Below are 14,604 nucleotides of genomic sequence, written 5' to 3' on the forward strand. Positions count from 1 at the left end.
AGACAATGCAACAATACTGTTGATTACGACACAGTTCCGTGTCGTTCGACGATTATTGTAGAATTTATCTTGATAGTAAGCTGGTGTTGGCATTAGTTTCGCGGAAAGATCTGCCGCGATGGCGGCATGTTTCGGAATGAATAGGCCCCGATGTCCCACGCGATACTGATGCTCACGGCCCTGGCGGTCACGCTGGTCGGCGCGGGCGGGCTGGACCGTCTGGCCGTTCCGGCGGCGTATCGCGCCCCGCGCCGGCCGGGCGAAGCGCGGGTGCTCGGCGCCCTCATCGCCGGCTGGCTCTGGCTGCTGTGGCTCGGCCTGGCGGCGCGCCCGCTCTTCGCCACCGTGGCGGCGCTCGTCACCCTCGCCGTGTTCGTCCTGATCTCGCGCGCCAAACACGCCTATCTCAGCGAACCGCTGGTGTTCAGCGACCTCGGCTTCGTGCCGACGCTGATCCGCCACCCGGCATTGTTCTATCTCGGCCGAAAGGAGGCCGCCGGCCTCGGCGGCGCCGTGCTGCTGCTGGCCGGGGTCATCGTGGCGTGGACCCGGCTGGAGCCGCGCGCGCTGGGCGGGGCCGCGCAGCTCGGCGTGCTCGCAGGGGCGGGTTTTGTCGCCCTCGCCGTGCCGCTGCTGGCCGGCCGCATCGCCGGGGCGCTGCCCACGCTCTCGCGGCAGGTGCTCGATTTGCCGGCGGAACGTTTCGTCGGTCTTCAGGGGCTCGCTGTCTCGCTGCTGGCCGGCTTCGCCGTGTGGCGGAAGGACGGCCAGCGGGCCGAGGCAAGCCTGCCGCCGCACCGTTCCGCGCCGGAGCTGCAGGCTGGCGGCTATGACGCGGTCATCCTGCTGCAGTCGGAATCCTTCACCGATCTGCGCCGCCGCGGCGTGGCGCTGGAGCTGCCGCATCATGATCGCCTGCGCCGCCGGGCGCTGGCACATGGCCGGCTCGACGTGTCCTGCTACGGCGCCTACACCCACCGCTCCGAGGTGGAGATGCTGACCGGCGTCGCCTTCGCCGACCAGCGCATGGACCGGTTCGACCCCTATCTGCGCCCGGAGAAGCTCGCCCCGGCCTCGCTGGCGCGGCGGCTTCGCGCGCTTGGCTGGCGCACGCGTTTCCTGCACCCGCACGATGCGCGGTTCTTCCGGCGCGACAGGGCGATCCCCCGTCTCGGCTTCGCGCAGTTCATCGACGAGAGCGCCTTCGCCCCGAGCGACCGCTTCGGCCCCTATGTCGGCGACGCGGCGGTCGGCCGTCGCATCGTGCAGGAGATCGAGGCTGCCGGCGCGGCGCTGTTCCTGATGGCGGTCACCATGGAGGCGCACGACCCCTACGGCCCCGGCCGGCTGGACGGCCACGTGCCGGGCATCGACGACCCGGTCGCGCAATATGCCCGCCACGCCGCCCATGCCGACGGCCTGCTCGGCACGGTGACGGACGCGCTCGACAGGCGCACCGACCGCTCGCTGCTGGTCTTCTACGGCGATCATGCGCCGATCCTTCCCGGGCATGAGGGGTTGGCGGACGACCGGGCCACGGATTACCTCGTGCTCGAATGCGGGCGGACGGTCGCGAAGGCGAGCGAGCGCCCGGCGTCGACGCGCTCGCCTGCCGCGATCAACGCCTTGCTGCGCTCGAAGCTCATCGCCGGCCGCCAGGGTGAGGACGGGGCGGGGATGGCCGGCGATTCCGCCACCACATCGATGAGCCGGTCGACGATGGAGAAGTGATCGGACCAGCGCGGCATGCGCACATCCGCCAGCTGGCGCAGCTGGATGGCCCGCGCCTGCGAATCCGGCTGTGCGTAGTCTTCGATCGCCCGCGCCCAGCCGAGCCCGTCGATCGGGTCGAGATAGCAGGGCGCCGGGCCGGCGACGTCGCGAAACGCCTGGAGATCCGAGCAGATCACCGGAACGCGCAGCGCCATCGCCTCGAACAGCGGCAGGCCATAGCCCTCGGCGAAGGAGGGAAACAGCACGCCGCGCGACTGCTTCATCAGCCGCCGCAACTGGCCGTCCGGCAGGCGGTTGCACTCCAGCACATGGTCGCCGAGCTTGCGGCAGCGCTCGATGATGTCGATGACGTTCTCATTCTCCCAGCCGCGCCGGCCGACGATGATCAGCTTCGGCGCCTTGGGCCCGAGCTTTTCCACCAGCACCCGCCAGGCATGCAGCAGCACGAGGTGGTTCTTGCGCGGCTCGATGGTGCCGACCGTCAGGAAGAAGGGGTGTCCGGCCGGCAGCGCCGGCTCCTCCGTGTCGAACTCGTCCTCGATGCCGAGCGGGCTCACCACGCTGGGCGGCACGGCGAGATCGCTGCGTGCGGCAAAGGCGGCAAGCTGGTTCCGCGTGTGCCGCGAGTTGCAGATGACCGCCTCGGCGGAGGCGAGCACCGTGCGCATGCGCGTCTCGTGCTTTTCCGCGTCGCCCGGCCGGACATATTCCGGGTGGGTGAGCGGGATGAGGTCATGCACCAGATACATCGGCTTCAGCCCGTGGCCCCGCACCATGGAGCGCACGCCGGCGATGGAGTTGAGCCCCTCATGCGAGACGTTGAGATAGACCGCGCCCTGCGCGTTGCGCCGCCGCAGCAGGCGCGGCAACAGGTTGACCGGCGAGAACAGGCGCTGCAGCGGGGGGATGGCGTCGGGCAGCGCCGAGCGCGGCGGGGCCGGCGGCTCCATCTCGCTCAGCGCGCCGGGCGCCAGATGGAGAAAGCGTTCCACATCGCCCAACTCCCGCCGGGTGATGCGCCCTTCGGACTGCTTCCACCGCCGGGCCAGCGCCTCGATGAAGGTGGCGATGGTCTCGGCGTCGAGATACCAGGTCGAGGCGCGCACCCGGGCGACGAAGGCGGTACGGTCCTGATAGTGGCGGCTGGCGAGCAGATGCCGGGCATAGGCCAGTTCGACGCGATCAATGCCGGTGGGCGTGGCCTGCGAGGAGCGCCGCAGCAGCCGGGTGATGTCGAGCACGACCTTCATGGCATTTCCTCCTGCGGGACGGAGCCCGCCGCCGGCACATCGCCATCCCTCTCGCCGCCCAACCCGAGCGCGGCGAGGACATGCGAACTCTCATCGATTTCCTCGACGAGGACCCGCACGGCCTCGTCGAGTTGCCGGGTGTCGTGCGCTGCCGTGATGAAGAAGCGCAGGCGCGCCGAACGGTGCGGCACGGCGGGATGGATGATCGGCAGCACGTTGACGCCGCGCGCCAGCAGCCGCTCCGACAGCAGCACCGCCTTGAGGGAATCGCCGACCATGACCGGCACGATGGCGTGGCCCTCCGCCGTCCCGGTGGAGAGGCCGGCCGCCTGCGCCGCCCGAAGGAAATGCCGGGCATTGGCCTGCAGCCGGGCCACATGCTCGCCCTCCTGCTCCATCGCATCGAGGGCGGCGAGCGCGGCGCCGGCCGCCGCCGGCGGCAGGCCGACGCTGTAGACGAAGCCCGGCGCGGAGACCTTGAGATAGTCGACCAGCGCCTGCGACCCGGCAATGTAGCCGCCGCAGGAGGCGAGAGACTTCGAGAGCGTGCCCATCCAGATGTCGACCAGCCGGGGGTCGAGGTGGGCATGTTCGGCGATGCCGCGCCCACCCGCACCCAGCACGCCGACGCCGTGCGCCTCGTCCACCATCAGCCAAGCACCGAAGCGCTGCTTGAGCGCGACGAGCCCGGCAAGGTCGGGCACGTCGCCATCCATCGAATAAAGGCCTTCGACGACGATGAGCGCCCGCTTATGCCGGTGCCGCTCGGCCGCCAACATGCGTTCCAGGGCGGCGAGGTCGTTGTGCGGAAAGCTCCGCCGCGCGGCGCCGGCGAGTTCGACCCCGACGATGACGCTGTTGTGGATCAGCGCGTCGTGGAATACCGCATCCTCGGCACCGACAAGGGTGCCGAGCGTGGTGACATTGGCGGCGTGCCCGGAGACGAAGGACAGGGCGTCCTCGGCCTGGTGCAGCGCGGCCAGGCGCTCTTCCAGCGCGCGGTGAATGGGGCGCTCGCCCGCCACCAGCCGGCTCGCCGAGACGCTGGTGCCGTAGTGCGCGATGGCCTCCTGCGCCGCCCGGCGAACCCCGGGATGGCTGTTGAGGCCGAGATAGTCATAGGAGGCGAAGTTCAGCACTTCGCGCCCCTCGATGCGGGTCAGCGCGCCGGCGCAGCCTTCATGCGGTCGGAAGAACGGGTTGGCGATGCCGAGCGCCTCGCCCGTGGCGCGGATCATCCGCAGCTCGTCATAGCCCGGCAGCGTCTCGAAGGAGGTGTCGTAGGCCGGGGCGGAGGGCGACGCGGCATCGCCCGGCTTTCCCCGCATGCGGGCAAGGAGCGCGGACCGTGCCGCCTCGTCGAGCCGGATATCATGCGTGTGAGCCGTCATCGCAGCAGGCTCCCGTCGCGCCGGCCATCCGTGGCCGCCTTGCCCTTGAGCGCCTCGATCACCGCCGCCGTCGGTTCGGCATCGAGGTGCCGGTCGACCAGCCGGGCGCCTTCCTCCGGGAGCTGGATGCGGGACGCCGGGGCGGCGTGGCCCGCAATGTCGGCAGCGGGGCGCAGCTTGCGCAGCACTTTGTCGGCCACATCCTGCAGGGTCGCCCCGGAACTCAGCCCCAGCATGGGAAGCGCGACCTTGTGGCGGCGCTGCATCTCCATGTCGAGCTCCAGGCCCATCAGCGAATCCATGCCGATATCGCCGAGCGGCCGGGCCGGATCGATGCTGTCGGGCGGCAGGCGCAGGATGCGGCCGAGCTCGGCGGTGAGCAGCCGCAGCACGGTTGCCCTCGCTTCGCCCTCGCTTTGTCCGCGGATGAGCGCCACGAGGTCTGCATCGCCGCCGGCGTCCACAGGGTCATCGAAGGCGGGGCGTAGCGCGGCGAAGCTGGCGCCGGCCATGACCGCGAGATCCCGGCCCGCCCGCCAGTCGACCGGCGCATGGACGCTGACCGGCGGCGTGCCGGGATCGGCGAGGCAGGCGCCGAGATGGTCGAGCGCCTCCGCAGCCGTGAGCCTGCCGAGGCCGAGGCGGCGGGTCAGCTTCTCGGACGTCGCGGTATCGCGCGCCAGCACGCCGGCGTCGGCGATAGCGCCCCAGGCGACGGCGAGCCCGGGCCGGCCCTCGCGGCGGCGGCGGCGCGCCAGCCCTTCGAGATAGGCATTGGCGGCGACATAGGCGGTCTGGCCGGGATTGCCGACCAGCGTGGTGGCGGAGGAAAACAGCACGAAATAATCGAGGTCCAGCCCGGCGGTCGCGGCGTCGAGGTGGCGGGCGCCGTCGACCTTGGGGGCGAGCACCTTCTCGAAGCGGTCGCGATCGAGGTCACGGATCAGCCCGTCATCCAGCACCATGGCGGCATGAACCACCCCGGCAAGGCGCCCATGGCGGGCGCGCAGGCGTTCGATCAGCGCGTTGCAGGCGTCCGGATCGCGCGCATCGAGGCGCTCGGCCACAATGTCCGCGCCCTCGACGGCCAGCGGCGGCTCGACCGTGCCGCGCCGCGACGCCACCACGACATGGCGGGCGCCGCGCGCGGCCAGCCAGCGGGCGGTCTCGCGGCCGAAGCCGCTGCCGCCGCCGACCACCAGGTGCACGCCCGCCGCGCAGGCCTTGAAATCCGCCGGCGCTTCCGCCGGCGCCGGCACGTGCGTGGGCGGGTGGATGATGATCTTGCCGACATGACCGGAGCCCTGCATCAGCCGGAAGGCGGCCCGTGCCTCGTCGGCGGCGAAGGCGCGATAGGGCAGGGGCCGCAGCGTGCCCGCTTCGAACAGAAGGGCGATTTCCGCCAGCATCTGCGCGACCAGCCCCGGCCGGGCGGCGATGAGCTGGTCGGCGTCGACGCCGAAATAGGTGAGGTTGCGGGCGAAGGGCCGCAGCCCGATGGCGGTGTTGGCCACGAAGTCGCGCTTGCCGAGTTCGACGAAGCGGCCGAACGGCTTCAGCGCCCGCAGCGACAGCTCCATCGGCCGGCCGGCCAGCGAGTTCAGCACGACATCGCAGCCGCCGGCGGCGCGCAGTTCCTCCGCGAAGGCGCTGCTGCGGGAATCATGCACCGCCTCGGCGCCGAGCAGGCGGACGAGGGCGCGCTTTTCCGGCGTTCCCGCCGTGGCGACGACGCGCGCGCCGCGCAGCCGGGCGATCTGCAGGGCGGCCATTCCGACACCACCGGCAGCGCCGTGGATCAGCACCGTCTCGCCCGCCTCCAGCCGCGCGCACTGCACCAGCCCGTACCAGGCGGTGAGGAAGGCGACGGGCAGCGTCGCCGCCGCATCGGCCGCGACGCCGGCGGGGGCGCGCAGCACAGCGGTGGCGGGGACGGTGACATGGGTGGCGAAGGCGCCGGGCGCGAAGGCGATGACGGCGTCGCCCGGACGAATATGAGCGACCTCCGCGCCGACCCTGGCGACGGTGCCGGCGCATTCGAAGCCGAGCGTGGGGCCGGCGAAGCCTTGCGCCAGCATGTCGTCGCCGATCAGGCCCTGCGCGAACATCACGTCGCGGAAATTCAGCGCCGTCGCGCCGACCGCGATCTCGACCTCGCCGGGGCCGGGAATGCAGCGCCCCTCGGGCTGCCAGGCGAGGCGATCCAGCGAACCGGGCAGTGACAGGGACAGCCGCGCTGCAGTTTCGGAAGAAGGCGCGCGTGCCGGCTCCGCCGAGGCAAGGCGCAGCGCCTTCAGCCCGCCGCCGTCCAGCACGAGTTCCCGCTCGCCCGGCAACCCGGTGACGGCGCGCGCCAGATCGCCCATGGCGGGCGCGTCGAGGACGGGGCGGGCGAGAGCGATCAGCCGGAGATCGAGATCGGGATATTCGTTCATCGCCGCGCGCCCGAAGGCCCAGAGCGCCGCCGCGTCCGGTGCGTCGCCGAGCGGATCGCCGGCCACCAGCAGGCGCAGGGACGGCGCCTTGGCTCCGGCGCGCAGCGCTTCCAGCACGGTGCGGGCCTCGTTCAGCGCGCCGGCGAGGGAACTGGCGTCCTCACCGGCCGCGAGCCGCCAGACGAGGACGCTGCCGGACGCGGCGACCACCGGCGACGCCGGGTCGGGGTTGAGAATGTAGCCGGCTTCCGAAATGAGGCAAGACCGGACGTCCTCCTTCAGCAGGGCGATGAGGGCCGCGACGCTCACCTGGTCGTCGATGGCCTCGGGCACGGGGGCGGCGAGCAGGGTGACGTCGGTGGAGGCCCGGGCGCCGCGCAGCCGGACGCCGCCGCGCGGGCCGGCGGGCACGTCGAGGGCGAGCAGCCGGGCAAAGCCGGTGGTTGCAAAGGAGAGGGAGACGAGCGCGCCGCCGGGACGCAGCGCACCGCCGAGCCGCCGGGCGGTCTCGCCGGCAGGGTCGAGCGGGAGGCGCGGGTCGAGATACAGGACGAGGTCGGCGCTGGGCGTATCCAGCTGATCCGCCAGGACAATGCCCGCCGACGGCCGGATGCGGTCGGCGAGGGTCGGGCGGGCGGTGGAGGTAGAGGACAGGACGCTCAGAACGATGCGGCCGGCCTCGACAAGCGGGCGCAGCGCGTCGAGCAGCACGCCATGGCGCTCCACCACGGTCACCGCCAGCGGCGCGTCGAGGTCTCGCGCGGCATGCGCGACCAGCGCGGCCGCGTGCCCGGCGAGCGTGCGGGCGGCCGGCGACGCGGCTTCCCACTGGTCGACGAGGCCGCTGGAAGGGACGATGGAGTGCGTGCCGCGCAGATGGTCCGCAAGATCGCTGGCGAGGCGCGCGCCGAGGGCGAGCTCGGCGGCACGGTCCGGCGCCATGCCGGCAATCTCATGCAGCAACGGCTCGGGCGCGGGAAGATCGCTCTGCGGCAGGACGCGCCATCCCTCCCCCGGGGTGTGGCGGGCGAGGCCGCCCTCGGCCAGAAGATCGAGCAGCGACAGGAAGACGGCGCGCCGCTCCGCGGCAAGGCGTCCCTGCCGGACGAGCTTTTCGACATCGAGGGGCGCGCCCGTCCTCACCGCCTCGCCGGCAGTCTCGGCCACGGCCGCATGGGCAATCGCATAGGCCAGCGCGTCCAGGATCAGCGCATCGTCGTCGGACGGCAGGTCGATGCCGGCAGCGAGGAAGGCCTCGACCCGCGCGCGGGCCTGCGTCACCGCCGGGCCCAGACGGATGAAGCTCTGGCGGAAATCGCGCTCCAGCGTGTCGGCGAAGGCCAGCGCAACCGCGCGGAGTTCGACGCCTTCAAGATGCGCGACCGCGATGTCCGCCGCGTCGAACAGGGCGATGTCGAGTTCCAAGGCGCGCGGGCTGGCGCGGTGGATGGTCAGGGCCGCGCGCACCGGCAGCGTCGACCCGCGCACCGTCAGGGCGCCGAAGCGAACCGGAAGGAACGCGATGCCGGGGGCCAAGGCGAAGCCTTCGGCGGCGAGGACCAGACCGTGCAGGGCCGCATCCGCCAGCGTCGGCGCCAGCACATAGGCGTGCTGAGGGCCCTCCGGCGGGGCGAGGTCCAGCGCGATCTCCGCGCCCGCGCGCCGGGCGGCGCGTACCAGACGGAAGGCGGGTCCATAGTCGAGGCCGAGGCGGGCGGCGGCGGCGTAGAGCGCATCGGCATCGAGCGAGGTTTCGCTCTCGGCGAGGGTCGGGCGCGGCGCGGTGGCCGGCGCAAGGCCGCTCTCGGCCAGCACCCGGCCCTGCGCGTTCAGGCTCCAGTCCTGCGAGCCGCGCGAGCGGGAGGAGACGGTGACGCCGCCCGTCGCATCGATCGACACCCGCGTCTCGACGCTCTCGCCCTGCGACAGACGAAGGGCCGCCAGAATGGCGAAGTCCTCCAGCCGCAGATGCGCGGTGCCAAGCACATCGCGCCCGGCCGCCAGCGCCATCTCCGCGAGAGCTGTGGCGGGCAGGACGGCATGGCCGCCAACCCTGTGGTCGGCCAGGAACGGGCGGGTCTCGACGTCGAGCGTGCCGCGCCATTCGCTGCCGCCGCCGAGCAGCCTTGCGCCCAGCAGCGGATGATCGGGAGAGCCGCCGCCGATCAGGTCGATGGCTTCCGACGTGCGCGGCGGGCGGATGGCCTGCCGGTTCCAGGGGGTTTTGGGCAGGTCGATCCGGGCAGGTGCCCGCGACGGGCCGAACAGCGCCTCCTCGTCCACCCTCGCGCCATTGACATGCACCGCGAGCAGACTGCGCTCGATCGGGTCTTCGTCCGCCGTGTCCTTTTCCTGCAGCGAGGCCAGCACGGTCGCGGCGCGGCCCTCATCGGCGAGTATTTCCCGCAGGAAGCCGGTCAGCACCGCCTTGGGCCCGATCTCCAGAAAAATGCCGATGGAGCTGTCGCGCGCCACCGCGCGCACCGCCGCGTCGAACTGCACGGGCTGGCGGATATTGTCCCACCAATAGGACGCATCGAGCGTGTCGTCCGCGATGCGCGCCCCGGTGACGGACGAGACGAAGGGAATCGCCGGCACGCGCGGCGTCAGCATGGACAGGGTTTCGATGATGGGTTCGTAGAGCGGCCCCATGGCGGGCGAGTGAAAGGCATAGTCGATGGCGAGGCGCTTGCCGACCACGCTCTGGCCGCGCGCCCGGCGCAGCACCGCGTCAATGGCCGCGCTGCTGCCCGACAGCGTGACGCCCCTGGGCGCATTGATCGCGCCGATGACGAGATCGGGCTGCCCGGACGCCGCGATCCATGTCCGGGCCTGTTCGGGGCTGGCCATGAGGAAGGCCATGGCGCCGGAACCGCGCGTGCGGCCCTGGAGCTGGCTGCGCCAGTAAATCAGCCGGACCGCGTCAAGCAGGCTCAGAGCGCCGGCGATATGGGCGGCGGCGATCTCGCCGACGCTGTGGCCGACAACCGCCGCCGGCGTGCAGCCGCCGGCCATGAGCGCCCGGGCGAGGGCGACTTCCAAAGCGAAAATGAGCGGCTGGGCGGTTTCCGTCGCGGCGAGGGCGGCCTCGCCCGGCGGCTGTTCGAACGCCGCCGCCAGCGACCAGCCGGCCAGCGGCTTGAAGACAGCGTCGATCTGCTCGACGCCACGGCGAAACGCCGCGCTGGTCTGCCAGGCCGCGTGGCCCATGCCGGCATATTGCCCGCCATTGCCGGTGAACACGAAGGCCACCGCGTCATCCCCGCAGCGTGTCGTGCCGCGCAGCAGCGTTCCCTCGCCGGCGCCGGCTGCGATACGGCGCAGTTTCGCCGGCACGTCCGGCCCGTTCAGCGCCACCGCCAGCCGATGGGGAAGCCGTGCGCGGCCATGGGCGGCGGCATGGGCGATGGGTCCGGGTGCGGGCTCGCCCTCCAGCCGGTCGGCATAGGCCTCGGCGAGAGCGGAGAGAGAGTGCGGATCGGGAGCCGAGATCATCAGCACCGGCGCGGTGGCGCGCGCATCCGCCGCCGGCACCTCGTGCGCCTCCGGCAGGCGGATGACGGCATGGGCATTGGTGCCGCCGAAACCGAAGGACGAGATGCCGGCCAGCCGCGCCTCGGGACCAAGGGACAGCGGCTCGGCCGTGGGGCGCAGGTTCAGCGCCTCGAAATCGATGGCCGCGTTCAGCGTGTCGAGGTGCAGCGAGGCCGGCAGTTCGCGCCGCTCCAGCGCATTCAGCGCCTTCAGCAGGCCGGCAAGGCCGGAGGCGGGCTCAAGATGGCCGATATTCGACTTCACCGAGCCGATGGGCAGCGGCGTGGCCCGCCGGGCGCCAAGCGCCGCGCCGATGGCGCGCGCCTCGGCGGGATCGCCGACCAGCGTGCCGGTGCCGTGCGCCTCGACGAAGGCAAGCTCCTGCGGGTCGAGGCCCCGCTGCGCATAGAGTTCTTCGAGCAGCCGCTGCTGCGCCCGGCTCTCCGGCATGGCGATGCCCAGCGTGCGCCCATCGGAATTGGTGCCGGTCGCCATCACCATCGCGCGCGGCGTCTGGCCGGTGGCGCGCGCGCTCTCAAACCGGCGAAGGATCGTCACCACGCCGCCTTCGGACCGCACATAGCCATCCGCCTCGCCTGAGAACGGGCGGCAGCGGCCGGTGGGCGAGAGCATGCCGGCGCGGGAGAAGCCGATGAAGTTGAAAGGGCTGACCAGGATATTCACCCCGGCGACCACGGCGGTCTCGATCTCGCCGCTCTCGATCGCTTTCACCGCCCGGTCGAAAGCGACCAGCGAGGACGAGCAGGCGGTGTCGATGGTCAGGCTCGGCCCGGTGAAACCGAAGACGTGCGAGATGCGATTGGCAATGATCGAGAGGGCGTTGCCGGTGACGAAATGCGCGTCGGCCGCAGCGATATCCGGCACGAAGTGCAGCGAATGATCGAGCGAGGACGCCCCGACGAAGACGCCGACCGGCGCACCGGCGAGCGCGGTGATCGGCACATTGGCGTCCTCGAACGCCTCGCGCACCAGTTCGAGCAGCAGCCTCTGCTGAGGGTCGATCTGTTCCGCCTCGCGCGGCGAAAGCCCGAAGGCTCCGGCGTCGAACCCATAGATGTCGTCCAGCACCCCGGCGGCGAAGCTGTAGGCCCGGCCCGGCGTGCCGCGCACCGGGTGGAGGAATCGTTCATGCGACCAGCGGTCCCCCGGGATCTCCGTTACCGCGCAGGCGCCACGCGACAGCAGCGACCAGAAGGCGGCCTCGTCCGCGGCACCCGGCAGGCGGCAGGCGCAGCCCATGATCGCCGCCGCATGCGCGGGCTGCGGAGGGCTGGCAGAGAGGGCGGCATCCGGGCCGTGAACGATGCTATCCAATCGGCACCTCATCTAAAGTTCATGCGATATGGCGGCCGGTGGTGACGGCGAGGCGTGGGCGGCGCTGCCCTTGCGGGCCGGCGCCGCCGGCGCCTAGCTGCCGGATGTGGAAGTGGCCCATTCCGACGGGGCCGGGCCTTCCTGCGGCGAGGACGCCGTGCCATGGGCCTCGTCGATGCGGCGCCGGATGCGGGCGGAAATCGCGTCGCTCCACTGGATGAAGTCGTATTTGCGGGTGATGCGGGCCTGGCCCGCCATGGCGCGGGTGGCGCGCAGCTCGGCATCCGCCGCCGCCTGGTACAGCGCCCGGGCCGCCGCCTCGACATCCGGTATGCCCCACTGGCCGATATAGCCCCGGCTCGCCAGATATTCCGGCGGCGCCGGCGTCTGCTGCACCGGAACGAGGAAGGCGTTGTCGGCGTCGCAGAAATCCTGCGAGCCGGAATAGTCGGAGACCACCACGGCCTTGCCCGCGAACATGGCGTCGGCGATGAAATAGCCGAAGCCTTCCGACCGGTGCAGCGACACCATGGCGTCGACGCTCCACATCAGCGTCCAGTATTCCTCGGCGGTGAGGTTGCCCTCGACCAGCGCGATGCGGTCATCGCCGGCGATCCGCTCCTCGATTTCCTCCCAGTAGGAATCGATATTGCTCCAGTGGCCGGGATTGACCTCGCGGATCTTGATCAGCAGCCGCACATTGAGGTCGCTGTCCTCGAACGCCCGCTGGAACGCCTTGACCACGTCGAGCGGGTTCTTGCGCACGATGGACGAGCCGAACTCCGCCGCCGTGAGGAAGATGAACTCGGCCGGATCGCGCCGGAAGCGATCGAGGAACGATACGGCGGCGAGCGGAGCGTGCAGCCCCTTGTCCACCACCGTCACCGGCACCGGGGTGATCTTGCGATAGGCTTCGGCGACGTAATTGCTCGGCGTCCAGATCTCGTCGACGGCGAGCGCGCCGAGCGTGTGGTTCGCCGGCGGGCGGTCGCTCTCCCACAGATAGAAGCCGATGATGTGCGCGTCCTCGCAGATGCCGGCGAAGCGGGCGATCATCTCGGGTGCCCGGTCGGCATTCACGCACAGGATCACGACGCGGGCGCGCGCCCCGACAATGGGATTGTAGCCGGCATCGGGATTGACGCAGGTGCCGTCATCGGCGTTGAACACCAGCGGCGAGAAGGACGACAGCGCCTCGGCGAACATGCTGAGATTGCGCCCGACGCCGGTCTCGTTGGCGTGGCCGATGATGACGAGGTCACGCCGGGGCACCTCGTCGCGCACCGAGACGGGAGGCGCCTCGACCCGTCCCATGGCGGAGAGCGCCGACAGTTCGGGGACGCGCGCATAGACATCGTGCAGCAGCCGCTCGCGCCAGACATCGGCGCCGCTTTCGGCGATGGCGATGTCCGGGCAGGGCGTATCGGCGAGGATGGAGATCAGCGCGAGATCGAAGCGGGTGAAATCGGAGGTGCCGCCGGCGCCCCAATAGGCCCGCCAGACATTCGGCGTGAAGGAAAGCCGGTCCGGCTGGGTGACGTCGAGCGCCACTTCCTTGAAGCTGGTGAGGCGGATGAAGTCCTCGTCGCGCAGCCGGTTGCCGAGGCCTTGGTCTTCCAGCAGGAACAGCCAGTACCAGCTCCAGGGCAGTTCGCGATTGCGGAACATGTCCGCCGGCGCGGAGAGCGAGCGGCGCAGCCCATCCGACACCAGCTTGACGTTGTTCTTGTCGGCGATGAAGGGGGCGGTGGCGAACTTGTACTGGACGAGGCGCAGGCCTTCTTCCGTGAAGATGTCGATATGCGGGTAGTGCCGGCGCCAGAAGGCGAACAGGGTGAGACTGATTTCGTGCTTCATCACCCGGCGGTTCATCACCGGCTCGCTGAGCAGCGCATGTATTTCGTCGGTGAGGCAGAAGACATGGCGCTTGTACCAGTCCTCGAAAACCTCGGAGACGATCCAGTTGGCCACCGACTGCCCGCCGGACAGCTTGCTCTTCAGCTCCAGGCGATTGGCCATGTAGCGAGTATAGACCGAGGCGCGCCAGCGGGCGGGCGGCTCGTCCGAACTCTCCAGGCGGCGGGTGACATTGGGTATGTCGTGCCACACCAGATGGCGCAGCCGCGCCTCGCGGGCCGAGGTTCCCATGCCAACGATGAAATGGGTCAGCTCCTCGCGGGTCTCGGTATCTGCCCAGAAGGTCTGGGCGGCGAAGGGGCCGGCGGCGGCACTCTCGCCATCGACCCGCAACACCATCTGGCGATGCGCGGCGAGGCGGTAGCCGGTGACGTGAATGGGCATGTAGGCGCCGGGTGCGGTTGTGCGTTCGAACACGCAGACCCCGTCGACCTCGAACCGCAGCGCGACCGGCCGCAGCAGGTCGCCACGGTGGAAGCCCCAGGCGACGCATTGCCCGTCTTCGACGAACACGCCGCCGAGCACGTTCTCGCTCTCGGAGAGTATTAAGTAATTCCTACCAGAGCTGACGAGCTCACACGCGCTCTGAAGTTGTTCTTCAGCATTCATGCCTTCGCCGCCCATACGTGTATCGCGCAGATTCTGCACCGGCGACGCCACGCTTTCAGGTCTGAAGTCGCGTCCGGCCTGATGCCCGAAGGTCTCAAAATTCATGAGCCACCCGTTTCGATGGTCGACGTTTCGAGGGGAATCAGCCTTCGAAAGCCGGGAAAGCATTCGAAGATGATGCGTGCCATGTGCATTGCAGCATCAAAACTGGCGACCTGTCTAGAGGTCGCTTCATGTATTGTTGCATGAATCTTCGGCATAGGAGGTACTTGATAACCTGATTTGCCAACAAATCGTCCCATTACGTCAATAGAAGTAAATTCGAATGAATCTACTGACAGTTTCGCCAAGATCGTTGTATCTCGGAGCGATCGATAAGACTCATTCATTTGCGGCAAC

Annotated in this window: 4 protein-coding genes and 1 pseudogene; 1 reads left to right on the top strand and 4 read right to left on the bottom strand. The window is 70.3% G+C overall.

What is annotated here, in order from left to right; genetic code table 11:
- Positions 1–168: 168 nt before the first annotated feature.
- A pseudogene (locus tag ACQY76_RS09070) lies at positions 169–1,452 on the top strand (LTA synthase family protein); the annotation flags it as partial.
- An 89-nt stretch (positions 1,453–1,541) separates the two neighbouring features.
- On the opposite strand, the gene ACQY76_RS09075 reads toward ACQY76_RS09070, so the two are convergent.
- The 4 genes from ACQY76_RS09075 to ACQY76_RS09090 all read right to left on the bottom strand — a co-directional run bounded on the left by ACQY76_RS09075 (position 1,542) and on the right by ACQY76_RS09090 (position 14,205).
- A complete protein-coding gene (locus tag ACQY76_RS09075) occupies positions 1,542–2,984 on the bottom strand; it encodes a glycosyltransferase family 4 protein (RefSeq protein ID WP_428032553.1) in 1,443 nt (480 codons plus the stop codon).
- Positions 2,981–4,375: an aminotransferase class I/II-fold pyridoxal phosphate-dependent enzyme gene (locus ACQY76_RS09080; RefSeq protein ID WP_428032554.1), complete on the bottom strand. Its 1,395-nt coding sequence runs from the start codon at positions 4,373–4,375 to the stop codon at positions 2,981–2,983. Before ACQY76_RS09080 ends, ACQY76_RS09075 begins: the two co-directional genes overlap by 4 nt.
- The gene (locus tag ACQY76_RS09085; protein WP_428032555.1) at positions 4,372–11,679 is read right to left on the bottom strand and encodes an SDR family NAD(P)-dependent oxidoreductase; all 7,308 of its coding nucleotides are present in this window, start codon (positions 11,677–11,679) and stop codon (positions 4,372–4,374) included. Before ACQY76_RS09085 ends, ACQY76_RS09080 begins: the two co-directional genes overlap by 4 nt.
- A 93-nt stretch (positions 11,680–11,772) precedes the next feature.
- A complete protein-coding gene (locus ACQY76_RS09090) occupies positions 11,773–14,205 on the bottom strand; it encodes a glycosyltransferase (protein WP_428032556.1) in 2,433 nt (810 codons plus the stop codon).
- Positions 14,206–14,604 lie beyond the last annotated feature (399 nt).

This window comes from Ancylobacter sp. (assembly GCF_965279025.1).
In the GTDB taxonomy this organism is placed as follows: domain Bacteria; phylum Pseudomonadota; class Alphaproteobacteria; order Rhizobiales; family Xanthobacteraceae; genus Ancylobacter.